This is a genomic window from Legionella jordanis, assembly GCF_900637635.1.
Taxonomy (GTDB): Bacteria; Pseudomonadota; Gammaproteobacteria; order Legionellales; family Legionellaceae; genus Tatlockia; species Tatlockia jordanis.
In genome coordinates, this window is the sequence record NZ_LR134383.1 from 1513374 (window position 1) to 1536147 (window position 22774).

The following is a 22774-nucleotide window of genomic DNA, read 5'->3' on the forward strand; positions in this document are numbered from 1 at the left end:
TGATGGTTTCGCTGAAGGCTGTATCTTCTGACTAGGATATGCGCTTCAGCGATTAAAAGGATCCGCACTTTAGATAAGATAAATGGGACTCACCTTATCATCCTGCAATTTATTTACGTCTGCCAAAATTTTGCTTCGTTGTTTGTTTTGAAAAGGCAGATGTTTTCTTTTTTGAGTTAGAGGGAAAGTTTTTTTTATTGGGAGTCGATAATGTGCTCTGAGGAACATTATGTGTCGGTTCAAAATCATCAATTTCAACTCGGTTCAGTTTGCGTTTGATTAACCGTTCGATTGCATTCAGTTGCCCTACTTCATCTGCACTGACTAAAGAAATGGCCAATCCTGAGGCTCCTGCCCGGCCGGTACGGCCAATGCGATGCACATAATCTTCGGCAACCTGGGGAAGATCGTAATTAATAACACAAGGGAGTTGATTGATATCAATTCCACGTGCTGCGATATCTGTCGCAACTAAAACATGTAACTCTCCTGATTTAAATTCAGCCAGGGCTTTGGTGCGCTGTGACTGCGACTTATTACCATGAATGGCGGCAGCATGAATATGGTCTTCAGCCAATTGTTTTACTAATTTGTTTGCACCATGCTTGGTTCGAGAAAATACCAAGGTCTGCCCCAGTTTATTTTTATGAATCAGATGGCTAAGTAAAGCCGATTTACGGCTTTTATCCACCGGGTGAACCGTTTGCTTTACAGCAACCGCAGTGGTATTGCGTGGGGTTACGTCAATTTCTAGTGGCTGTTGCAATATCCCTTTAACCAGAGTGCGAATCTCATCAGAAAAAGTAGCAGAAAACATCAAATTCTGTCGGTTTGCAGGCAATAACTTAATGATGCGTTTTATATCATGGATAAACCCCATATCCAGCATCCGATCAGCTTCATCCAACACCAAGACATCAACATCATCCAATTGAATGGCTCGTTGCTGCTGTAAATCCAGCAGTCGCCCAGGGGTGGCTACCAGGAGCTCTACGCCACTGCGTAATTTCATCATCTGTGGATTAATTTTTACCCCACCAAAAACTACAGCAGAGCGAAGGGACAAATGACGCCCGTATTGAATAATACTTTCATGGACTTGTGCGGCCAATTCCCGTGTGGGAGTAACTATTAATGCTCTGGTGCGGTTATTTTTAGCACGAGGTTTTTCATTTAATTTTTGCAGAATAGGCAAGACAAAACTGGCAGTTTTACCTGTTCCTGTCTGCGCTGAGGCCAGGACATCCTTACCACTTAAAATGGCGGGAATGGCTTGGGCTTGGATGGGCGAAGGTTCTAGATAACCCAATTCGTTAACAGCACGAACCAGGGGCTCTACTAAACCTAATAATTTAAAACTCATGTTGTTTTGTTTCCTATAAAAATTAACTAACTGAACATTACTTAAATTCGTCAGCTTATACTCTGTTGGTAGATGAAGATTTGGAGAGAAAATAAGGCTTGTTAGTCATACATAACAGAAGCTAGGTTAATCAAGTATATCATGGATTCATTGTTCTAAGAAAATACATCCGACTAACCATGCCCTATATCCCGCAATTAAGTTATGATTCATTCTTTAAGATCTCCTCATTAAATGGAACGACAATGAGAAAACAATTTGTCCTTTGCTTTGCCACGGCGATAATTTTAGCAATCCCAAATTCATTTGCGCAGGCAAATTCGCAATCCCAAGCATTAAAAGAAGCGATACAAACCCTTTCTAAAGCCCGCAAAATTGGAAAAATCACTAGTCCATCTAATTTGCCCATGCCCTACCGCTTTTTATTAACCCAGCCCTTAATGACGCAAGGCATTGAAACCTATTATCAACGCAAAGCAATCGTTAAAACGATTTATGCAGAGAAAAATGAAGCAACAAACAGCTATTTTCGGATGATTTTAATGTTAATTGATCACAATAAAGCGAGGAATAATCCAGAGATAGCTCAAGAGAAGAAGGAATTCGAAGTGGTTGAACTGGCTTTGATAACCATGAATTTCAATACCTTACCCAAGGAAGTGACACAAGATGTGCTTTCATCCAATATTCCCTTTGGTAAGTCCTTACTAAATCATCATATATCAACGAAATCAGCAAATCGGAATTATTTTTCCCTCCCTTGTGATCAAGCACTCGCCGTGTTAACCCATTGCACATCTGGAAAAAAACTATACGGGCGGACTAACAGTTTAATGCTTAAAGACAATCAATGGATTGCTCATGTTGTGGAGCTGTTACTATAAAGAAGATTTAAAAAGACAAGGCTATGTAGCAGTTGCTGGTTTAATTTTGTTAATGATGTCTTCTCTGCCCTTGTCTCGTCTTCCACCAGAGACCTGTTTGAGTTCCTTCGGGGAAATCGTTGCCTTGCTTGCTTTGTGAGATTTTGTTGAGGGGTATTTCATGTCTATTCCTAATAAAGGCAACTTGCTCCATCAGTATAGATTATTTGGGCCTTGTTTATCAGAGCAATCCTAAATAATTCATACTTTTGCATTATATTTATAGAGTGGCTAGGGATGAATTAAGGAGTTAGTATGAGAGCATATCCCATTTTTGCCCTTCTATTAGTACTAGTTAGCACAATGGCAACAGCCAACATCGCTTGTGACAAATTTCAAAAGCCTAAACTGATTAAGTCTCTGGATAATTGGGATATTATTGCAACGACTAAGGCCGAAATTAAAATCGCTCCCTATTTTAGTGGAGATGACCTAAGTTATTCGATTTCCTATCATGCAATAAATCCCAGAAATAACTTAAGCATTGATGCACACTCTGGCGTAATTAGTGTTGATGCCGAGGCACAGGATAATTTCGACTTGAGGGTCACTGCTAAAAATGCCTGTGGTCTTGCATCAGGCAGATTCAATATCCAAATTGATGAGGAGCACTAATCAATTTATTGACCAAGCACACTACTGTTTTGGTTTATTCATGCCGGGATTGGAAGGATCAGTGTGCCCATGGCCCTTTTTTGTCGCCGGTTTTTTGGATATTTTATGATTATTATGCGAGGTTTGGCCTGAAATTTGTTCGTCTTTATTTTGCCCTGGGTGAGAATGTTTTGTTTTTTCCATGAGAATGGCTCCCTTGCTCTTTACAGTAATTAAAGTATAGATCAGAGGCTAAGTAATTAATTTTTAAATACAAAATAAGCTGCCCCTATCATGCATAAACCTGCGCATAAAAAATTTAACCCAAGAGGTTTATTCATGTAGTAATAAGCAAAACAGGCAAAAACGCACATTGTTATTATTTCTTGAATAATTTTTAACTGTGCCAAGTCGAATTGTCGATAACCTATACGGTTCGCTGGCACCTGTAGGAGATACTCAAAAAAAGCAATGCTCCAGCTGACCAGAATGGCTAAGTACACAGGTTTGTTGTTGAGCGTTTTTAGGTGGCCGTACCAGGCAAAGGTCATAAAAAAATTAGAAGCAATTAATAGTAAAATTGTTTTCATGGTTGTGTTAAAAATCATGATTATATTTGTCATTAACAAAACACTCCAGGGGATACTTTGAATTAATGTCAACAGGGTGATGGATTTGAGCAACATATTTCCTCAACCGACTGAGTAAATACATGTAAGTTTGTATTTGATTCAAAAAATCTAGTTAATTAAAAAGTAAAGATTAATTTGTAGAACATAATGACTTACGGAAGTGCTATGTGTTAAAATAAAGAACTAAATGTCTTTAGGGTGTATGACAATGACTTTTTATTTGTATGTTCCTACTAAACAATCTGAAATGCCTCAAAAAGAGAGTGAAGCTCTACAGATCTGGATCGAGGCAGAAGCGCAAAAAGGGAGACAAGTCAAAGTCACTTATTATGGCCAAAAAGGCTTAATGGATATACCTGACCATAGTAAAATTTATCTGTTTATGCATGGTACCAATGTCTCTGCCAATCCTTTAGTCTCACAAATCAATGATCCTGAGCTGGTAAGTTCATTTCCGAGCCTCTCTGGTTTTTTAAAAGTTAGCGATGGAAAGAATGAGATTAAGATAACGGATGTGGCCGATCGGATGAAAGAAGATGGTCTGTTCTTTAAACCTAGGAACTACTTAAGAATCAAATTGTTCCAGTGCGACCCTATTAACAAGGCCAGAATAATTGCAGAAGCATTTTTTATCCGGCTGAAACGAATCGGTGGCGATGTGGTTAACGCATCCAACATTCGAATCGATTATTACCCCGCCCACTTTGTTGGTGTCGCTCAAGAAAACAACCGAATCCACCACAAGTATGCAACAAAGGGCATTGTAAAAAATTTTGATGTAAGGGCAAGTTCCATTCGCAATTCATTGTACACAGATCCAGCATCTTCACCTGGCCTAACTCTGGCTCAAGTGAATGACATCATCAGCGAGTATTATCAATATAAATCAGCAAGAGCATGTGGGTTATCTGGTTTATTAGGTTTAAACGGGCTGTTTTCCAGTGATGCAAGTGCCCATACCATTGCTGCATTACAAAATCCATCCATTAGCGATCAAAAGCGCTTTGAGATTGGCAGTCGTTTTATTAAATGTTTTGCTCATAATCAACTCGCTCGTTCTCTTGAACCTGCTGTTACTGAGGCTAAAAGAGAAAATCTGAAAATGTGGGCTGAACCGCAAGCCTGTATGGCAGATGAGTATCCCAACCTTCAGATTCATGCTGTCTGAAGTTATGCTTAATTGCATCCTTAAAATGTTTGTGTTGCCAAATGTTTAAGGATGCAATGGGTGCCATAGTGGGTGAATATGGAAGCTGTCCTCACCTATAGTTGGGAATGCCGCCCTTTCTTGTTGCCTAAATTTTCTAAAGGACTGAGATTGCAGCTTGTTTTCTTCTAAAGCAAAATCACTCATTTCACCAAATTGATAGTGATTAACGGCATCAATTATGAACTCAGCCAACCAATCTGTAAGGTCAAGGCCGAGGGCAAAAGCATAACTAACGGTGTCCATTGAAACGGATAAACATAAAAGAGGGATGTAAACTGCATGCAGGATAATTAAAATTGGAATATAAATCAGAAGAATATAGCTAATCAATAATGGCAATAAAAATAAAAACAGGATGCAAAAAAACTTTGAATTAAACCTTTCAGAAAGATGACCACCTAAACCGTTCTCCATAAACGATAAAAGAAAGTCGATGTAACGTTCAGTCAAATAGCCTGTCCAGTAAATATCTCTGTCTCGATTTCTGATTAATTCTGGTTTTTTGTAAGCTTTTTGTGGAATTGTGCTTAAAGCCTTATCATGATTAAGGCGTCTAATACGTTTACATAATGAATCTGCCTTTGCTCTCTCCGAGTCATTGAGAAAAGATAAAACGTGAATGATCATTTCATCCGGGAGACCTAATAGATCATTCTGACATTGTTGATTGGTTTTATAATTCTTTGTAGCACGATAACGCGATACCGCAGCGCTTGCTCTTGGGAAAAAAAGCATAATTTCCTTTTTGAATAAATTCCTAATCATTGACATGGGCGCAAATTATACAATTTAAGGAGGATTAAATAAAGAACAGGCGTCTTGCAAACCCATAATCCTGAGCTTATAGAAAGCAAATTGTCCATAAAGTCCTATTATTATTTATGAAGGATTATAAAAGGGACGATCATGACGCTTAAAAATGGAGTAAGGATGGCTTCTAGAACGGCCATGGTTGCTACAGGAGCTTATGCGCTTTATAAAGATTTAAGCTTACCCCCATACCAACCTCGCATGAGTGATAAATTGCAGGCTGCTTATGTAGTTGGGCAGGCAGTTTTTATTGACCAGGCAAAACCTGAATATTGGCAAAGTCAAAATAGAAGGATTTTGGAAGAGTGCTCTCCTCAAGCAGTTGTAGCGAGAGTGAATAGAGCTTTGGAACATTATCAGGTTGACCTCAGGGATGATGAGCTTGCTTTGTTTTTAGCACAGGAAAAACTTTTGGCAGACCTCGCGGACCCAGGCGAGGATTTACATGCCGAGAACTTAATCGCAAGCTCTTTTGCTGCTGAATATACCGAGCTGAGTGAGCGGGTCATCGATGAGTCTAGCCTCGATGATATTTCCATGGAAAAAATGAGAAGAAAAGCGGCTGCAGCATGGGTAGGTCAAATAGCTCATACTCTCTACGGCGGGTTTAAAGCTTCATTTAACTATGGGGCTGTTTTGGATGCAGATGGATATAATTTTGTGGTTTCAGAGGAAAGTAGGGAGCGATTTGAAGGGAAAGTCAGAGAAAGGGAAGAATGGCTTGCACAAAGAAAAGCCGAGACTTCGATGGCTACTACCAGAATGATGAAACACGCACTGCATGAGATTGTAGGCACTCACACGGAGCATGCTGTTGAGTCCCCTACTTCAAAACCCCCAGAGCTTAGATAGTTTAAAACAAGACAGTCTTTCACTATGGAAAGGCTGCTATGACAAACGGGTTAAAGAAATAGGAGGCCCTTGATCATCTTGTCCAATACTGGCAATCAGTCCCACAACATTGGATAGAAGAATTAATGTTTTCTTCGAATTACCATCGCGATCATCAATATAATACCAATGCCCTCGATAGGGAATAGCAACGGTTGCACAGGTTGGAGGTTTGTCACTATACCTTATCGTCATCATATTGCCTAAAACCAACTGCCAATCAAATACTTGACCATTCGGGTAACGAGTGATAGTGAGCAGATGAGCCCTGGCGTCTTCTGGAGGTATCAAGACGCCTTTGGAAAGGTAATTCATCATGCCTAAAACAGATCGTGTAGACACATAAGCTTTGTGCGGCCCAGGTGTATTCGAAAAAACAATACGATTTTGATGAATGCTGATACCGGCCTGATGCAAAATCCTTCTATCCTGAGGACTAAGCGTGTAATTCGGACTGAGTTGAAGCACAAGCTCTTCAACTTTATCTTTCGTCATGTGATAACTTAATTGAATGGCATTGTTGCGTTGCATTTTTGCAAGCACCTGAGTCATGCTTAAAAAACTTCTAAATTGGGGAGGGTAACTTGATGTGGATCGTGCAGCGCTAGGTGCATTTACAGCAGTACCTGCTTGTTGTAAAACCAGGCGAAAGACTTGAGCTATGCTCCAGGAGGATTGCAGTAATAATGCGACCTCCTTCAGAGAGGTCATTCTGAGCAGCTGAGTAGTATATTGTTTATCATCATAAGGCAAATAATTAAAAATAGGATTTTCCGAATAATCAAGTTGTGCAAATGCTGTACCTTCTCCGCTGGTTGGTCCTGTTTGCGGAAAAAAAGCCCGGCTTGTGAGTGAGCCTGTGCGAGTGAATTTGGTGCTGGCGGAAATGGCTCCCACGTGAAGGAACATAGGAACCTGATCGTATCGTAAACGAACCAAATTTAATAAAAGCTCTTGTTTATTACTGCTGGCCAAAGCGATGTTGTAATCGTAGCGGTCCCGATGAACCACTTTTGGACCGATGGCACGACAACCACATAATAAAACCAGTAAAACCATAATCACTAAGGATAACGGTTTAATGTTTCTCATTTACACTTCCTGTTTTATTCAACCTGAACTTCCAAATTTCATTTCGGCAGAAAAGAATGTATAGATGATATCTTGTTGCCAAATATTTTGGTAGAAGTGACAACATGAAATTCTTGGTAATATTGCGCTGTCTACACAAGCCTATAAATGGAATTAAATTTAAATCCGACTACACTAGCCTTGATTTCATTCATCTGTTGATGAAGAGCTCGCAGCAAAAAAATACAGCTTGGTAACATTCATAAAAATTACAACAGCTAGAAAGATGTGGTCTTTAGTTGTTGTGAATGCACTAATCTATTTTAACAATTGAGGATTCCATAAAGTCGGATTTCATCTGCTCATGAGCAGAATGAGATTTGCAGTGGATTTCTGCAGGAACCCCCATCACTGTACTGTAATCTGGAACATTCTTTACTACAACAGACCCAGCTCCAACAGTTGCAGCACAGCCTATTTCAATTTGTTGGCGTATAGCCGAACCAATGCCGATCCAGCTTAAGTCAGCAATGCGCACGTTCCCTGCCAGGTGAGCCCCTGGAGAGATATGTACGCCATCACCTAAATTGCAATCGTGATCAATGGTTGCTCCTGTGTTGATAATGCAGGCCAAACCCACTTTAGCATCCGGATTAATTACCGCACCTGCAAAAATCACAGTTCCCATCCCGATATTGGCGAAACGGCTAATGGTTGCCCTTGGATGAATGACAGTCGCTAAGGGAATATTGTTCCTGAGTAAATGCTGACAGATGGACAAACGTTTTTCATTATTACCGATGGCCACAACAACGGCGTCAAAATGTGCAGAATTCAAATAAAAAGACTCGCTTCTGCCAATGACTTCCCAAACCCCTACTTTGCTTACATCAGGCCAGGCATCATCGAAAAAAACAATATTACTCCAGCCGGCGCAGAGTGCTGCGTCGGCTACAACTTTTCCATGGCCCCCAGCCCCAATGATTGCAAGAGATTTCAAATCAGCACCAAACCCTGTGTTCACCGGTTAAACGGCTTATCCTAATAATTTTTTTTAAAAATCTCAATGCAAAATAAATTTAGTAGCGCATCCTTCTATAATTAATCCTGGCATTCGGCGTGCAGTAAATCCCTTTTATTTTTATTTCATGGCAATATAATGGTTAAAATTTCAGCTTCATCAATGACAGTTTTCCTCAGGAGTTCAGCCACATGCAAACTATGAACAATAAAATTATCTTTATTACCGGTGCTTCAAGCGGCATTGGTGAGGCTTGCGCACGGATCTTTGCGGCCAGTGGAGCGAAACTTATCTTGTCAGCCCGACGAACAGAAAGGCTTAAAACCCTTGCAGAGCATCTGGAAGAAGCACATGGCACGAAAAGTCACATTTTGCGCCTGGATGTTCGTTCCCAAGAGGAGGTGGACACTCAAATTTCCAACCTCCCCAAAGACTGGCAGCCCATTGATGTTTTAATTAATAATGCCGGACTTGCCCTTTCCAGTGATCCTTTGCAACAAGGACATATTGAAAATTGGGATACAATGATAGATACCAATATCAAAGGGCTTTTGTATGTCAGCCGAAAGATTCTTCCTGGTATGCTAGAGCGCAATCATGGACATGTAATAAACATTGGTTCCGTTGCTGGTGAAGAATGTTACCCAGGGGGAAATGTTTATTGTGCAACGAAACATGCCGTGCGAGCGATTAGTAAATCAATGCGCCTGGATTTGCTGGGTACTGCAATTCGAGTCACAGAAATAGCTCCAGGAGCAGTAGAAACGGAGTTTAGCGAAGTGCGCTGGAATGATAAACAAAAAGCAAAAGCTTTTTATAATGATTTTACTCCCCTATCCCCTGCAGATATCGCTGATGCAGTATTTTATTCCGCGACCAGACCTCCGCATGTAGACATTTCTGTTTTATCCATCATGCCTACTGTTCAGGCTTCGGCACAAAACATGTTCCGAAATAAGCGGGATTGAGCATTATGCTTACATAAAGTATAATATTAACCCATAAGGCCGATAACAAAAACATCTGAGGGATTCTTTGGTTGAGGCATAACAGAAATTTTTAGGGGATTTCATGTATAGCGTTTCAAAATTTGGGTTTAATGTTCTAATCTCTAAGTATTTAAGCCGTTACCCTCAAACCTACAGTCAAATCCAAACGGCGCAAAAGAATAGATTTGAAACTGTTTCCGCCCTTTTAATGAACATTTCCCTTAAAGAGGAAGACTTTAGAGCCCGAAAGCAATACTGGCTCACACAAATTCACTTTTTGATTCTATTGATACGCAATCATTCAGATGAATTTAGAAAAATTCTTTCTGATGTCTCAGAAGAAGCCCTAACTCAGGGCAATTTCTCAACAACTGTAAAGGCTTTAATGAAAGCTCTTGAAAATCCCGAGCATGTCAGACAGTTTGTTGAAATATTGGAAAAAGATGAGCTCAATATAAAACTGGCAACTATTCCGGAAAAACCACATTCAGATGTGAAAAAAGATGGCCTCCATTTAGTGAATGGTGATGTTATACAGCTCATCAAATCACAAATTGAATTAGGCCAACATGTTGTAGTAAATGATGCGGCTAACTCCCACCGAGATGGCGCAGCGAAGTACAACAAGGGTTCAGTGGAGGAATTAATAGCTCGTCACACTGACGCTGGATGGAAAATGTTGCTTCATTTTGAAAACGTTCATAAGCGAAATCTGGCAACCGATAAAAGCACGATCCCATCCGAGGCTCAAAATTTCCCAGACATTGACGTAATCCGTTTCCAAGGGCGTTATCTAAAAATGATGTTGAACATCATCAGCAATGTTGTTGAGCATTCAGAAAATTATCTCAAATCGCAAGCTTTTTTAAGTGATTTATTTCTTTCGCAGCCCGATCCGGATGATCCACAATCCCTTCCAATTTATTTTGAAATGCAAAATAATTGTTACGAAGTACCCATTGAGGGATTTACCTCCGAGCGCTGGTTTTCAGATTCCAGCCCGCTCCAGTCTCTAGTTGACGTATTTAGGGAACAGGTGCAAAGTTATCCTATCACTGTGGTTAGCTATGCGGCGGCTGACCGTCGTACTTTCGATACTTCTCCAATGGATCAGCATTGTACTTCGAATAAAATTTTGCAAAATCCAAGTGAGGAAAGTCAAAAACTAATGATAGAGGAAGGAGTTAAAGGGCAATGTTTCCAGGCAGTTGAACTGAGTGAATTTTTTCGAGCAAACAAAATTCAGAAATCCATCAGTATTATTTGCCTAATGCCCGGCTGTGGAGCATTTGCTAATCCAGCACAAGAGACTGCAAGATATTTTTTCGAAACGCTAAAAAACAATTATTCTGTGTTAGAACAACATGAAATTACATGTTTTGTACCTGAATTCAGTGAGACACTCTTCAACCTCATGGCCAGAGAATGCGACGCTTCGATGAGAAGCTCCCATATTCAACGGCACGTCCATCAAAAGAATAAACCCTCTCATGGAATCTGTTTTGAATTTTTGCACAGCAGCATTGAATTACGGTTAGAGAGTATTAATTTAGGGAAGCCGGCTTATCACGGGTCTGGTGTAGTTACTATTCTGCCAAGTAATTTAGCAGGGAGCACAAAAAAGAGTGTAGGCTTTTTTCAAGAATGCAAAGATGTGATTACAACGAACATTCCAGAAAGGAAACATTCCAAAGAACCCTTGAAGACCCTCACAGGCGGTTATCTAAAAGCTTTGGATGAGGTTCCGCCTGATACTATTGAGATTCATCTTATTTTAATGGGAACAGGCGGTTTAAAATACAGCATATCTGAAAGCATCACAGCATTAATGGATGCATTGGGCAGTAAATATCAACATGAATTCAAAATGCCCAAAATTATTTTGCATATTAATGAAAACTCCCCGGGTCAATTTCAGGAGTGCCAAACAATACTTTCAGAAGCTATCCATCAAGTTAAAATGAGCAGCAGAACGTTCTGAACTGAAGATTGAATTATCAGTTTTCTGCTGCTGTCTGATTGGTGGTTTCCAAAGAGCCTAAAGTTAAATTTTGTTCTTCTAAGGCTTAGATTTTGCCTCAACAGCCTGTTGCTGAACTTGCTTAATTTGTTGCTCCAAACTGGATTGCAGCTGTTTCATTTGATTTTGGGTGTCCTGATTTAACTTCTGAATTTGGCTCTGCAATTGACTTTGTGTCTGTTTGATTTGGTTTTGCAATTGGTTATTTAAGGTTGTCAGTTGCTGTTGTTGCTGGTCTTGCAACTGTTTGAGTTGGCTTTGGATTTGGTTATTTAATTGTTGGATTTGCTGTTCTGGAGTACCAGACAACTGGGATGCTGCAGCATAGATATCTACACTTATAAATGCCGCACAGGCAAAAAGAGTTATTTTTTTCATTGAATTTCCTTATTATTACATTTGGATTTACTTTAACAAGTTTTCGGGACATTGCAACTCAGCGTGTTGTCTTCAGTAAATATATTGCTAAGATGCCAACAATATGTTAAATTATTGCACAGTATATGTACTTTCAGGCTGTATTATGTGGGTTATGGATAGGAAAAATTCAGAGCAGGCTGTAAATCCCCAAAATTTAATCAATTATACAGACTATATAAATCAAACGTGTAAAAGTTTGTTTAAGCTTCTGGGCATTAATCACTTTAGTTATGTGGAGATTAATTGCGATGGTGAGTTTTTTTGGTTAGGCAGCAACAGTCAGTATTTAGAACGCTGCATTCACCAGCAACTAGTGGATGAAGCACCGGTGAGTATTTTAAAAACTTATCCTAAAAGTGGTTTTTATTTGATTGATGCATATCAAGAGGAATATAAGGCACACAGTTTACCGGTCTTTGAACTGCTTAATGATTTTGAATATGGCCATTCGTTTCGTATTTTAGAGGTGGATAACCAACGAACTGTTAAGCTTTATTCTTTTGAAGCCCCTCTGCAAAGACCGGATATTAATCAAATTTATTTAAATAATCTTGATGTATTTAAACGTTTTAACATGTATTTTGAAAATAAATTGTCTTTTATCCGTGAAGGGATACACAAAAATTACATAGCCAACAGCCGCCACTCTGAGTTTCTTGATCTGCTTAATGCCCCTATTCAGCAAAATAATCGCATTGTATGCGAATGGGAAAATGAATTTCACAATGAAAACGAGGTTCAAATCACCCCTCGAGAGAAAGAAATATTAATGTGGTATTTAAAGGGAAAAACAGCTGAAGAAACCGCCCGATTGCTGAAAATATCCAGACGAACTATTGAAAGACATTTTGAGAATTTACGCGAAAAACTTGGTTGTTTTTCCAAAAATCAAATTGCTTTAAAATTACTCCGTTTAATTTAATTTGATTTAAAACTATTTGTACGATTGCAAAATTTCATTGGTGAAGCGACTTCTTAAATAAAAGCCGCGTGGAAGCGTTAAAATTTTATTGCCTTCCTGATCAAACCCATAACACAGTGATTTGGCATTTGCGGCTTTCGGCCTAACTTGCAGATACGTTCCCATGCTGGCATTCAACTCTTCCAATCGTCCGCTACTGATCATAAAAACCAATTCTTCCCAATCTTTCTCGAGAATAGCTGTCTGTTCAGGACTAGGAGACCACAAAAAACCCTGACCTATGCGCCTTTGATGAAACGGGATATTTCTGTCCCCTTCGATAGGGACCCAAAGAATACGTTGCAATTTGCTCCAGCATTGGGAAGTAGTCCATTGCTGTGTATGGATGCTTAAGAGAGGAATGCTTGTAACAAAAGTTGACTCTGAAGGTTTGCCTTGACTGTTTAAAGGCAATGTTTTCAGTTCGATCCCGAGTTGTGAAAAATCAGGGACAGCCTTATTTCCTGCAGTTGCACCAAGAGCAAGCTCGATCGCCATTCCCACCCAACCTTTGCGTCGATTATTATCCTCGGGAATGTTTAACTGCAGTAAACTGGCAAGCTGTGCAAAGGTTAAGCTTTCGATGCGAGCACAAAGCGCCAGCAAATCGCCTTCATTCTTCAAAAGCTTTGGATTTGGCGGTTGAAGCATGCTGCTCCCCTTCTTTAAATTCAACACTTATGGGAGGAATTGGAGGTTTGACCCCTGCTGCTTTAAATTGGCTGGTGATGGCAAAGAGCACTTTTGAACGAATTTCAAATCGAGTGTGTAGCTGCACATTAATAAAATATCGTATTTCAAATTCTATTAATGCATCATCAATCTGTTTTAAAAATACTTGCGGCGCAGGTTCGTTAACAATCTCAGGAATGATGGCCAAAACGTCCAAAATAAGTTGTTGAACCATTACCGGATCATCGGCGCGGCTGACTTTAATTGGAATAACCGTACGTACAATACTGTCTTGATGCGTCCAATTGGTGAAGGGTTTATTAAAAGTTTCTGCATTAGGGATAAGCACTTCCATATTATCCCAGGAACAAACACGCATGGATCGTATTCCAATGTGCGCCACTCGGCCTTCATAGTTTCCAAGTGTAATTAAATCCCCTTCTCTCACAGGCCGCTCTATGAGTAGCATAAGGCCGCCAACAATATTGGAAGCAAAATCTCTCAAGCCAAAGCCCATGCCAACAGCCAATCCTCCAACTACCATGGACATCCCGCTAAAATCGAGTCCTAAAACACGAAGGGCAATGAATCCTCCAACCAGGATAACCGCGTATTGGGTGAAGACCGAAAGGCTATTGCGAATGCCGGAATCTCTGGCATCTCGATAAAGCCATCGATAACCAAATTCCCTAGTCCACTTGGCAGCCCAGGCAAACACAGATGAAACAATAAGAAACTCAAGAATGCTGATTGCTGTAATATACACTCCAGATAAATTGACCAATGGATATTCGCCGAACTTCAGCAAACTGGAAATAACAGCGGATTCAGAGTTCCAGCCAAACAACTGACATAACACAAAAAAACTAAACATCAGTAACAGAACACGGAAAATTTTATCAAGAGGTTTTAAAAACACCTCAATCCATAGCCATCCGTTCCTTAAGGAACTGATCATCCATTCAGACAGAAGCTCCAGGGCATCAATTAGTAATCCTCGACAGACCACATAACCTGTCATGATCATTAAAATTTGAACTTCGTATCGGCTAATGGTCCAGGCCAGGTTAATATAACCGATCAATCCAATCATGGCAGTGGTGAAAAGAGTTAAGGGAATTAATATCACCAGCAACATAATCGCGTTGCGAAAGTAGCGCTTTCTATTTTTAAGGAATGGGTGCAGTAAATGTTTAATTACTTCTTTGCTTTTCCAGCTAACGATAGAAACCGCGAGCAGAAAAAGCATAAAAAGACGATTAAAAATATCCTGAAGCAATATGGAGAGTGGCAGCAAATGACTAACCACCATCAAGGCAGTAGTCCATCCACCTGCTAAAAAAAGCCATTTCAAACGATGATACAAACGAACGTCGGTGCCTGATGAGTCGCTGATTCTTTCCAGTAGAACCAGGCGGGCGATAAAAATTAATACAAGAAAAAACAACCAGACGAAGGTTAAATTAAACAACAATTGATAATTTGAAAATGGAATATGGCTCAAATAAGGAATGGCTAATAGCAAAGTCGCAAGAGTGAAATGAGGAATATTTCGTCTAAGCAAGGTAATGGCACCATGATATAAATGGCCTGATAAACGCGAGCGCTCTTTGTCCAGGCTCAAACGTTTAAGTAGCTTATGAAGCCCAAATGCCAACAACACAATAAAACCTAACGTTGCCCATAATAACGTTGCGGGCAATCCATCTTGCCATACATAATTATCCTTAACTTTTAAAGTTAAGGATTTAAGATAATTGTAAAACTGGTTTGGAATATGAGACAGTTGATTGATGATTGCCGGCCAGCTATCGAGGCTATACTCTGAGAGACTTTGTCGAACTGAAATTTGTTTTTTCAATTCTTCCTGATGATTTTCAAGATCTTCTTGTAGAGTCTGTTGTTGAATAGCAATTCCTTCAATTCGGGAATTAACAATGCGCAACAGGGCGGAAAATTGCTGCTTTAAGCTATTTTCAGGTAGATGAGATTGCTCCTCTGTGAGCATAACGACCATTTTCTTTAACGATTGCTCCATATCAGACAACTGTCCAATGGATTCTTTATAAATTTCTGTGACTTTTTGCAGTGTTCTTATATTTGGATCTTTTAATAATAGATAGTCGGCTTTTACCAGCTTTTTTTGTAATCCAATTTCAGCTATTTTGGCTTGCGTCAAATTAACCACCTGGTTATTTAGCAGTAATTTGGCTTCAGCAGCATAAAGGGAAGGAAAACCTGCGTCCGTTTTAATTTCTTGTTGTAATTTAATGGTGTTATCATACAGTCGTGTTAGTGATTCATTATATTTATCTTCCTGAGCTCGAAGTTTTTGCAGCTCTTCTTGCATGTGTTCTCTTGATTTCCATAGCTCAAGCTGCTGCTTTCTAGCAAGCAAAACGGTTTGATAGTTATTAGCTAATGATAAATCTTCATTTATAAGATCAATTGTTCTTTTATTAACGTCCGTGAGTGTGCTGATCTTTCCAATGCGTTCTTGCGAATTGGTTTGATCATTTTCTGACAAGGGTGTTTGCTGCAACCGTTTCAGCTTTTGGCTAAAATCAAGCTGCAACCGCTTCTGATTGGTTAAGAAGCTTTCGAGGCTGCTGATTTTGGCTTGATTGAGGGCCAATAATGCATTGGTTTCTTGTTGTTGTTTAAGATAGGCGGCATGATCAAGCGGTGGCGCCATTAATTTGGTTTCATTAATGGCAAGGGTTAATTTCATCCGCTCCTGTACCAGGTATTCAATTAATTTATTAGGACTAGCTTCAGATTTGGCATGCAGCTCTCCATGGCCCATACCAAGGGAGGCCAAACCGATAAAAACACACAAATAAAACCAGCGTAATTTCATAATTACACTGGTTTTCATTTTATTTTTTCGTTGAAGTGGACGCAAGACGAATTCCCAACTCATTCAGCTGAGCGCTACCTACCGCTGTTGGCGCACTGGTTAAAAGACATGCTGCCGTTTGCGTTTTAGGAAACGCAATTACATCACGAATGGAACTGGAATTGGTTAAAAGCATAGCTAGACGATCAATGCCTAAGGCAATACCTCCATGAGGTGGACAGCCAAATTCCAGTGCATCCAGTAAAAAGCCAAATTTATCTTTAGCTTCCTGCTCACCTATCCCAAGTAAATCAAATACGGTCTGTTGCAAGACTGGATTATGAATACGAATTGATCCACCACCAATTTCATAACCATTAATAACAATGTCATAAGCTTTTGCCAAAGTTTTAGTTGGTTGCTGGCGTAAATTCTCCGCAGATAATTCTTTTGGCGAGGTAAATGGGTGATGCATGGCTTGCAATTGGTTAGTTTTCATATCGACTTCAAACATTGGCCAATCAACGACCCATAATAGACGCCAACCACTTTCAACCAAACCGCGGTCATGACCGAGTTTTACTCGCAAGGCGCCCATCGATTCATTCACCAATTGGTGATGCCCTGCCCCAAAGAATAAAACATCACCGGTTTGGGCATTAGCGCGATCCAGAATGGCTTTTACTGTATTCTCATTTAAAAACTTAAGGATTGGTGATTGCAATCCTTGCATGCCTTGGCTTAGGTCGTTCACCTTAATGTAGGCCAGCCCCTTGGCTCCATAAATACCTACAAAATCCCCATAGCCATCTAATTCTTTGCGGCTTAACTCACAGCCCTGCGGTAATTTTAAAGCCACAACTCGCCCTTCGGCACTGTCAGCCGCAGCAGCAAATACATTGAAGTCAGATCCTTTGACCAGATCAGCGATATCTATCAATTCTAATGGAATACGCAAATCCGGTTTATCACTGCCAAAACGCCTCATAGCTTCAGCATATGTCATACGGGGTAATTGCTCAGGTAATTCAACATCCAGAGTCTGTTTGAAGATTTCTTTCAGCATTCCTTCAATGAGCGCTTGAATATGAGTTTCATCAATAAAACTCATTTCAATATCTAACTGGGTGAATTCAGGTTGTCTATCAGCCCTTAAATCTTCGTCTCGAAAACAACGGACAATTTGATAATATTTGTCAAAGCCCGCCATCATTAATAACTGTTTAAACAGCTGTGGTGACTGAGGGAGCGCATAAAACTGGCCAGGATGAACGCGCGATGGAACCAGATAATCTCTTGCTCCCTCAGGCGTTGCCTTGGTTAACATAGGTGTTTCTACATCTAAAAACCCCTGGGCATTCAAATATTCACGCATGCAACTTATCATTTTATGCCGCAAAGATAAATTGTGCTGCATGCCTTCACGCCTTAAATCAATGTAGCGATAGCGATAACGTAAATCTTCACTTACAGTTTGATGTTCATCAGGTAAGAAAGGCGGCGTCTTGGATTGATTAAGAATTTCAAGTTCAGCTCCAAGGATTTCTATTCTTCCAGTAAGCATTTTTTCATTGATCATCCCTTCAGGTCGACTCCGGACAGTACCCTTCACAAGCACGACGTACTCGTGTTTCAGCTTTTCTGCGATGTTAAATACGGATTTAAATTCCGGTTCATAAACCACTTGCACCAAACCTGAACGATCACGAATATCTAGAAAAATAACCCCGCCATGATCTCTGCGATTGTGTACCCAACCACAGACAGTAACCGTTTGTCCAAGCATTGATTCATTAACACTGGTGCAATAATGTGATCTCATAAGGCCGCCTGTTTAGATGTATTTTTTAAATTGGAGTTAGCATGTTTTAAATTAGGTTGCATCACACCGAGAGAAATAATAAATTTTAATGCTTCATCCACCGTCATATCGACTTCAATCGCTTCTCGCTTCGCAACCATGAGTAAGAAACCTGATGTTGGGTTTGGAGTGGTGGGGATAAATAATGACACCATCTCTTCTCCTGTATGCTCTGAAATGACTGAGCCGTTTGGATTGCCGGTTAAAAAAGCAATACTCCACACGTCTTTTCTAGGATATTCAACTAACAGCACTTTACGAAAAGCTTGGCTATTACTAGCAAAAAGGGCATTAATTACCTGTTTGGACGCATTATATATGGAGCGCACCAAGGGAATTTTTGCGAGAATTTTTTCGCCCATCTTGACTAGGCGTTCACCAAAATAGTTGGTGGCGATGATGCCAGTCAATAAAATAATTGCCAAAGATAAAATAACGCCCAATCCTGGAATATGTACTCCAAACACGCGATCAGGATGATAGGAATCGGGAAGCAATGCTATGGTTTTATCCAGCATTTCGACAATAAAGTGCAGTACAATAAATGTAACAACGATAGGCAACCATACTACCAAACCTGCCAAAAGGTAGCGGCGCAGAGTTTTTGACTTCAATCTTTATCACCTTTCTTATCGGATTTGGCCGGTTGTGTTTCGGTGGATTTTGGTTCTGAGGTTGAGGACTCTTTGGTACCCGGTTTGGCCTCTTTTTTGTCCTTGTTTTTAAAATCAGTAACGTACCAACCAGTTCCCTTCAATTGAAATCCGGCTGCGGAAACTAAGCGAACAGCGGTATCTTGAAAGCATTGCGGACATTGTTTCGCAGGCGCGTCCCCTATTTTTTGCATCAAGTCGAAATGGTGATGGCAACTTTTACATTCATATTCATAAATTGGCATCAACTAATCTCCACAAATTATCCAGTTACGCTATTTTTTAGCTACTTTTTAAATAGTATTGAATTATAGCTAACATCAGCATTATGAACAACAACATGACCAAAGCTAATGGTGATAAATCATTGGGATTTCAAGAGCAACCCGGGAAAAAACCCTTAAAATGGCCTTTATGGTCAACTCGACCTAAAAACGGCATGGACATTTTCGTTTTTAAGGTTTCGATGCTTTCTTCCAAACTAGGCATCCCAGGATTTAAACAATTGGCAATCCATCCAGAGCATGGGATTGCTGCCTGTTTTAATGTCATTGCAGTCAACAATGCATGATTAATGCACCCCACCCGCATACCAACCACCACAATCGCCGGAATTCCGCTTAGGTTTAAAAAATCAAGCCAGCTGTCTTCGTCATTAAGGGGGACCATTAATCCTCCTGCCCCCTCAATCAAAAGACAGTCCAGTCCTTGGTAAGCTTGATTACAAAAATCGGCAATAGCTTTAACATTCAGTTCAACCCCTTCCTGCTTTGCAGCAAGATGAGGTGAAATTGGCGGGCGAAACATCCAGCCATTTATATTCAAGTTTCCATCGCCATTATGCTTTTGCAAATGGACGACATCCTCATTAATCAATTTTCCATTCGATTCATAGGCTCCACTCGCCACGGGCTTGATGGCTTTTGCTTTAATTGTTCTCTCGTTTAAATAATCAAGTATTTGGCAGGTTACATAAGTTTTACCGCAATCTGTATCAGTGCCGGTTATAAAAAAACGTTTCATTCAACACATACTCCAAATGTTCAAGAAATTCGAATTGATGCGATAAAAATGGCATATGGGCTGCCCTTGGAAATAAGACATAATTGAATTGGGGGTAATGGTTTTGCATGGCTTTCATGGTTTCTATGGGGGTAATGGCATCCAGTCTGCCAAACCAATAACTTGCCGGTTTTTTAAAGTTTAATAATTGTTCTCTTAAATCCCATTGTTCAAGGATTTCCAATCCTTTTTTTAAAGGTGCAATTGTTGGGTGAAAATCCAAAGCAGGAGAATGATTCAAATTGCGGAATTGTAAACTAATAAAATCATTGATTGTTTTATGGGGATCAATTGCCAGATTTTTAAAAAAATTTTGAAAAACAATCTTCTCGACTCCAGGCCAATCTCCTTCTTTAATGAATCGCGGGGATGATGCAATATTAACCAAATGGAGTATTTTCTCCTGAGCTTCCAAAGCTAATTTACTTGCAAACAGGCCTCCCATTGACCAACCAACGAGAACAAAACGCTCTGGAAGCCGATTAAGAAGCTCCTCTTTGAATTGATCCCAACCCATTAATGGGCTGAGGCCAAATCCTGGCAAATCCACTAAATAAAGTTGATATTTTGTTGCTAATGTATTCGCCAATGGCAGCCATACTTTATGATCAAAACCCCATCCATGAAAAAATACAAGGGCAGGCCCTGAGCCTATAATTTTAATGTTCAGTTGCATAAATATCGTGAAGTTGAGAAAACAAAAAATTTATATCTTTAGGTTCGTGATGATAATTTAAAATGATGCGAAGGCCTGTTTCTTTACGGGTGACTGTCGGTTCACGCATCGGTGAGCAAAAAATCCCTTTTTCCCTAAGTTTTGCTCCATATGTTAATGCTTTGTGTGGGCAGCCCAATTGCAGTTGTTGAATGGCTGTAGAGGAATGACGCCATTTCAGTGGTGAGTTCTTAATGGCTTGACGAAAGTGCTCAACCAGCTCATACAATTTTTTTCTTCGTTCATCGGCAGCGAGCACGATGTAAAATGTTTCAAGCAGGCCATAAGAAAGAGCCGGGCTAATGGCGGTTGAATAAATGTGTGAACGAGCTGCTTGCAGTAAAGCCTCAATCCAGGGCTTTCGGCCAACAACAATGGCGCTTTGACAAGCGAGGCTTTTACCAAAAGGAATAATTCTTAAAGCCACTTCTTGCTGGGTTAAACCATGATGTTCGACCGCCCCTAAGCCTTTGTGTCCTAAAACTCCAAATGCATGAGCCTCATCAACAATTAATTCCGCATTTGATTTTTTGCAAATCAAGTGCATTGCGGATAACTCCGCGACTTCGCCACTCATGCTAAAAATTCCTTCAGTGACGACTGTGCCAGGGCTGTTTATAAGGTTTAATTGTTCATCCAAGCTTGCGAGATTATTGTGCAAAAATCGTTTAAATTCCGCTTTATGCAATTTTATACCGTCGTAAATAGAAGCATGAATGCCTTTATCGATACAAAGCTTGATTTTAAGTCGCGCCAGCAGTGAAACTACGGCTAAATTAGCAGCATATCCAGAAGTAAACAAAATTGCATCGTCTGCATTTAGCTCTTGTGCAAAATTATGTTCAAGTTCTTTGTGCATGGGGTGATTGCCACAGACCACCATTGAGCCTCCGCTCCCCGCGGAATATTTCTTAAACCCTCGTTGAAACGCTTGTTTAACGAGAGGTTCATTGCTCAATGAAAGATAATCGTTGGAGCTAAAGTTCAACAAAGTATCATGACTTCTAATAAATCGAGCCCGATACAAACCTCTGTCCTTTAGCTCCTGGCAAAACTGATGTAGCAACGTATCCATCATAGACTTTCAAAAGCTTTAATTCCTAACTTACTTAACAACAAATTATCTTTATCTTGTTTGGGATTGGCTTCAGTTAGTAATTTATTACCGATAAAAATGGAGTTTGCTCCAGCGAAATAACATAATGCTTGCAGCTCATCGCTCATTTCTGTCCGACCAGCAGTAAGCCGAATTACGCTCTTTGGCATAAGAATACGCGCAGTTGCAATCGTTCTTACCAACTCAATTCCCTCCACTTGCGGGGATTTAGCCAAAGGAGTTCCTTCAACTGGAATCAAACGGTTTATCGGAACGCTCTCTGGCGGGACTTCCATATTTGCCAAGGTTTGTAAGAATTCGATTCGATCTTCCCTTGTTTCACCAAGCCCAAGAATCCCCCCACAGCATACCGCAATGCCGGCTTTACGCACACGCTCCACGGTATCCAGACGATCCTTAAAGGTTCTGGTGGTGGTTACTTTATCGTAATGGGAGGGTGAAGTATCAATATTATGGTTGTAATAGTCTAAACCGGCTTCTTTTAGTGCTAAAGCTTGCTCGTCTTTCAGCATGCCTAAGGTCATGCAGGTTTCAAGACCGAGCCCCTTAACCTGGGTTATCATTTCTTTCAGTTGCGGCATCGCTTTATCTGGAGGGCAGCGCCATGCAGCTCCCATACAAAATCGCTTTGCACCCTGTTCCTTAGCCTCTTTCGCTTTAACTAAAACTTGCTCAATGGACATTAATTTTTCTTTTTCCACGTGCGTACTATAGTGGCCGCTTTGTGAGCAGTAACCGCAATCTTCCGGGCATGCTCCTGTTTTTATGCTTAATAATTTTGCGAGTTGGATGGAGTTCGCAGGCTGATTTTCCTTATGGATTCGATGTGCTTCATAAAGCAGATCATTAAAGGGTTGTTCGTAGATGGCAGCTATTTCATGAAGATTCCATTGCTTGGATGTAGTCACATTTTCACCTTGCTGTTGTCAAATATTCTTTCTCTTAATGGG

The 22774-nt window shown here is 40.2% G+C and carries 24 protein-coding genes; 8 read left to right on the top strand and 16 right to left on the bottom strand.

Annotated features, from left to right (window positions below; all coding sequences use genetic code 11):
- Positions 1–109: 109 nt before the first annotated feature.
- On the bottom strand, positions 110–1363 hold the full coding sequence (locus EL203_RS06745; protein ID WP_058471039.1) for a DEAD/DEAH box helicase: 1254 nt from the start codon (positions 1361–1363) through the stop codon (positions 110–112).
- Between the two features lie 245 nt (positions 1364–1608).
- On the opposite strand from EL203_RS06745, the gene EL203_RS06750 reads away from it, so the two are divergent.
- From EL203_RS06750 to EL203_RS06755, 3 genes are all read left to right on the top strand, one after another.
- The gene (locus tag EL203_RS06750; protein ID WP_064108400.1) at positions 1609–2247 is read left to right on the top strand and encodes a hypothetical protein; all 639 of its coding nucleotides are present in this window, start codon (positions 1609–1611) and stop codon (positions 2245–2247) included.
- Positions 2225–2386, top strand: a complete 162-nt coding sequence (locus EL203_RS14585) for a hypothetical protein (RefSeq protein WP_156413825.1) — start codon at positions 2225–2227, stop codon at positions 2384–2386. Before EL203_RS06750 ends, EL203_RS14585 begins: the two co-directional genes overlap by 23 nt.
- A 155-nt stretch (positions 2387–2541) precedes the next feature.
- Positions 2542–2901: a cadherin repeat domain-containing protein gene (locus EL203_RS06755; RefSeq protein ID WP_058471037.1), complete on the top strand. Its 360-nt coding sequence runs from the start codon at positions 2542–2544 to the stop codon at positions 2899–2901.
- Between the two features lie 21 nt (positions 2902–2922).
- Here EL203_RS06755 and EL203_RS14380 read toward each other — a convergent pair whose 3' ends face one another.
- Together EL203_RS14380 and EL203_RS06760 are read right to left on the bottom strand one after the other, a co-directional pair.
- On the bottom strand, positions 2923–3084 hold the full coding sequence (locus EL203_RS14380) for a hypothetical protein (RefSeq protein ID WP_156413824.1): 162 nt from the start codon (positions 3082–3084) through the stop codon (positions 2923–2925).
- 56 nt (positions 3085–3140) lie between these two features.
- Entirely contained in the window at positions 3141–3503 is a 363-nt protein-coding gene (locus EL203_RS06760) for a DMT family protein (RefSeq protein WP_232004046.1), read from the bottom strand.
- A gap of 217 nt (positions 3504–3720) precedes the next feature.
- Here EL203_RS06760 and EL203_RS06765 point away from each other — a divergent pair, with 217 nt between their 5' ends.
- Positions 3721–4680 carry a hypothetical protein gene (locus EL203_RS06765; RefSeq protein ID WP_058471036.1) on the top strand — a complete coding sequence of 320 codons (960 nt, stop codon included), beginning with the start codon at positions 3721–3723 and terminating at the stop codon, positions 4678–4680.
- 45 nt (positions 4681–4725) lie between these two features.
- On the opposite strand, the gene EL203_RS06770 is transcribed toward EL203_RS06765, so the two are convergent.
- Positions 4726–5457, bottom strand: coding sequence for an F-box protein (locus EL203_RS06770; protein ID WP_058471035.1), 732 nt, complete (start codon positions 5455–5457; stop codon positions 4726–4728).
- 195 nt (positions 5458–5652) lie between these two features.
- On the opposite strand from EL203_RS06770, the gene EL203_RS06775 reads away from it, so the two are divergent.
- Positions 5653–6384, top strand: coding sequence for a hypothetical protein (locus EL203_RS06775; RefSeq protein ID WP_058471034.1), 732 nt, complete (start codon positions 5653–5655; stop codon positions 6382–6384).
- Positions 6385–6420: 36 nt separating this feature from the next.
- On the opposite strand, the gene EL203_RS06780 is transcribed toward EL203_RS06775, so the two are convergent.
- Positions 6421–7515: a hypothetical protein gene (locus EL203_RS06780; protein WP_058471033.1), complete on the bottom strand. Its 1095-nt coding sequence runs from the start codon at positions 7513–7515 to the stop codon at positions 6421–6423.
- A gap of 292 nt (positions 7516–7807) precedes the next feature.
- Positions 7808–8518: an acetyltransferase gene (locus tag EL203_RS06785; RefSeq protein ID WP_064108399.1), complete on the bottom strand. Its 711-nt coding sequence runs from the start codon at positions 8516–8518 to the stop codon at positions 7808–7810.
- Positions 8519–8706: 188 nt separating this feature from the next.
- Between EL203_RS06785 and EL203_RS06790 the strand changes: the two genes are divergently transcribed.
- Entirely contained in the window at positions 8707–9483 is a 777-nt protein-coding gene (locus tag EL203_RS06790; RefSeq protein ID WP_058471032.1) for an SDR family NAD(P)-dependent oxidoreductase, read from the top strand.
- Between the two features lie 103 nt (positions 9484–9586).
- A complete protein-coding gene (locus EL203_RS06795) occupies positions 9587–11485 on the top strand; it encodes a hypothetical protein (RefSeq protein ID WP_058471031.1) in 1899 nt (632 codons plus the stop codon).
- A 78-nt stretch (positions 11486–11563) separates the two neighbouring features.
- Here EL203_RS06795 and EL203_RS06800 read toward each other — a convergent pair whose 3' ends face one another.
- Positions 11564–11902, bottom strand: coding sequence for a hypothetical protein (locus EL203_RS06800; protein ID WP_058471030.1), 339 nt, complete (start codon positions 11900–11902; stop codon positions 11564–11566).
- A 154-nt stretch (positions 11903–12056) separates the two neighbouring features.
- Between EL203_RS06800 and EL203_RS06805 the strand changes: the two genes are divergently transcribed.
- A complete protein-coding gene (locus tag EL203_RS06805; RefSeq protein WP_162262739.1) occupies positions 12057–12866 on the top strand; it encodes a helix-turn-helix transcriptional regulator in 810 nt (269 codons plus the stop codon).
- Positions 12867–12878: 12 nt separating this feature from the next.
- On the opposite strand, the gene mutH is transcribed toward EL203_RS06805, so the two are convergent.
- From mutH to bioB, 9 genes are all read right to left on the bottom strand, one after another.
- Positions 12879–13556, bottom strand: a complete 678-nt coding sequence (mutH, locus tag EL203_RS06810; protein WP_058471028.1) for a DNA mismatch repair endonuclease MutH — start codon at positions 13554–13556, stop codon at positions 12879–12881.
- Positions 13519–16455 carry a mechanosensitive ion channel domain-containing protein gene (locus EL203_RS06815; protein ID WP_232004050.1) on the bottom strand — a complete coding sequence of 979 codons (2937 nt, stop codon included), beginning with the start codon at positions 16453–16455 and terminating at the stop codon, positions 13519–13521. The genes mutH and EL203_RS06815 overlap by 38 nt, the downstream gene beginning before the upstream one ends.
- A gap of 1 nt (position 16456) precedes the next feature.
- On the bottom strand, positions 16457–18238 hold the full coding sequence (gene aspS / locus EL203_RS06820) for an aspartate--tRNA ligase (RefSeq protein WP_058471027.1): 1782 nt from the start codon (positions 18236–18238) through the stop codon (positions 16457–16459).
- Entirely contained in the window at positions 18235–18891 is a 657-nt protein-coding gene (locus EL203_RS06825) for a DUF502 domain-containing protein (protein ID WP_058471026.1), read from the bottom strand. Before EL203_RS06825 ends, aspS begins: the two co-directional genes overlap by 4 nt.
- A complete protein-coding gene (locus tag EL203_RS06830) occupies positions 18888–19175 on the bottom strand; it encodes an FmdB family zinc ribbon protein (protein WP_058471025.1) in 288 nt (95 codons plus the stop codon). The genes EL203_RS06825 and EL203_RS06830 overlap by 4 nt, the downstream gene beginning before the upstream one ends.
- Positions 19176–19305: 130 nt before the next feature.
- Positions 19306–19953 (bottom strand): dethiobiotin synthase, encoded by a 648-nt coding sequence (gene bioD / locus EL203_RS06835; RefSeq protein WP_058471024.1) that lies wholly within the window; start codon positions 19951–19953, stop codon positions 19306–19308.
- The gene (locus EL203_RS06840; RefSeq protein ID WP_058471023.1) at positions 19925–20668 is read right to left on the bottom strand and encodes an alpha/beta fold hydrolase; all 744 of its coding nucleotides are present in this window, start codon (positions 20666–20668) and stop codon (positions 19925–19927) included. The genes bioD and EL203_RS06840 overlap by 29 nt, the downstream gene beginning before the upstream one ends.
- A complete protein-coding gene (locus EL203_RS06845; RefSeq protein ID WP_058471022.1) occupies positions 20652–21785 on the bottom strand; it encodes an aminotransferase class I/II-fold pyridoxal phosphate-dependent enzyme in 1134 nt (377 codons plus the stop codon). Before EL203_RS06845 ends, EL203_RS06840 begins: the two co-directional genes overlap by 17 nt.
- Entirely contained in the window at positions 21782–22732 is a 951-nt protein-coding gene (gene bioB, locus EL203_RS06850; RefSeq protein WP_058471021.1) for a biotin synthase BioB, read from the bottom strand. The genes EL203_RS06845 and bioB overlap by 4 nt, the downstream gene beginning before the upstream one ends.
- Between the last annotated feature and the right edge of the window lie 42 nt (positions 22733–22774).

Excerpts from the sequence above, each read along its gene's own strand:
- EL203_RS06745 (WP_058471039.1), bottom strand. The coding sequence starts at position 1,363 with ATGAGTTTTAAATTATTAGGTTTAGTAGAGCCCCTGGTTCGTGCTGTT.
- EL203_RS06750 (WP_064108400.1), top strand. The coding sequence starts at position 1,609 with ATGAGAAAACAATTTGTCCTTTGCTTTGCCACGGCGATAATTTTAGCA.
- EL203_RS14585 (WP_156413825.1), top strand. The coding sequence starts at position 2,225 with ATGTTGTGGAGCTGTTACTATAAAGAAGATTTAAAAAGACAAGGCTAT.
- EL203_RS06755 (WP_058471037.1), top strand. The coding sequence starts at position 2,542 with ATGAGAGCATATCCCATTTTTGCCCTTCTATTAGTACTAGTTAGCACA.
- EL203_RS14380 (WP_156413824.1), bottom strand. The coding sequence starts at position 3,084 with ATGGAAAAAACAAAACATTCTCACCCAGGGCAAAATAAAGACGAACAA.
- EL203_RS06760 (WP_232004046.1), bottom strand. The coding sequence starts at position 3,503 with ATGACAAATATAATCATGATTTTTAACACAACCATGAAAACAATTTTA.
- EL203_RS06765 (WP_058471036.1), top strand. The coding sequence starts at position 3,721 with ATGACTTTTTATTTGTATGTTCCTACTAAACAATCTGAAATGCCTCAA.
- EL203_RS06770 (WP_058471035.1), bottom strand. The coding sequence starts at position 5,457 with ATGCTTTTTTTCCCAAGAGCAAGCGCTGCGGTATCGCGTTATCGTGCT.
- EL203_RS06775 (WP_058471034.1), top strand. The coding sequence starts at position 5,653 with ATGGCTTCTAGAACGGCCATGGTTGCTACAGGAGCTTATGCGCTTTAT.
- EL203_RS06780 (WP_058471033.1), bottom strand. The coding sequence starts at position 7,515 with ATGAGAAACATTAAACCGTTATCCTTAGTGATTATGGTTTTACTGGTT.
- EL203_RS06790 (WP_058471032.1), top strand. The coding sequence starts at position 8,707 with ATGCAAACTATGAACAATAAAATTATCTTTATTACCGGTGCTTCAAGC.
- EL203_RS06795 (WP_058471031.1), top strand. The coding sequence starts at position 9,587 with ATGTATAGCGTTTCAAAATTTGGGTTTAATGTTCTAATCTCTAAGTAT.
- EL203_RS06800 (WP_058471030.1), bottom strand. The coding sequence starts at position 11,902 with ATGAAAAAAATAACTCTTTTTGCCTGTGCGGCATTTATAAGTGTAGAT.
- EL203_RS06805 (WP_162262739.1), top strand. The coding sequence starts at position 12,057 with ATGGATAGGAAAAATTCAGAGCAGGCTGTAAATCCCCAAAATTTAATC.
- mutH (WP_058471028.1), bottom strand. The coding sequence starts at position 13,556 with ATGCTTCAACCGCCAAATCCAAAGCTTTTGAAGAATGAAGGCGATTTG.
- EL203_RS06815 (WP_232004050.1), bottom strand. The coding sequence starts at position 16,455 with ATGAAAACCAGTGTAATTATGAAATTACGCTGGTTTTATTTGTGTGTT.
- aspS (WP_058471027.1), bottom strand. The coding sequence starts at position 18,238 with ATGAGATCACATTATTGCACCAGTGTTAATGAATCAATGCTTGGACAA.
- EL203_RS06830 (WP_058471025.1), bottom strand. The coding sequence starts at position 19,175 with ATGCCAATTTATGAATATGAATGTAAAAGTTGCCATCACCATTTCGAC.
- bioD (WP_058471024.1), bottom strand. The coding sequence starts at position 19,953 with ATGAAACGTTTTTTTATAACCGGCACTGATACAGATTGCGGTAAAACT.
- EL203_RS06840 (WP_058471023.1), bottom strand. The coding sequence starts at position 20,668 with ATGCAACTGAACATTAAAATTATAGGCTCAGGGCCTGCCCTTGTATTT.
- EL203_RS06845 (WP_058471022.1), bottom strand. The coding sequence starts at position 21,785 with ATGATGGATACGTTGCTACATCAGTTTTGCCAGGAGCTAAAGGACAGA.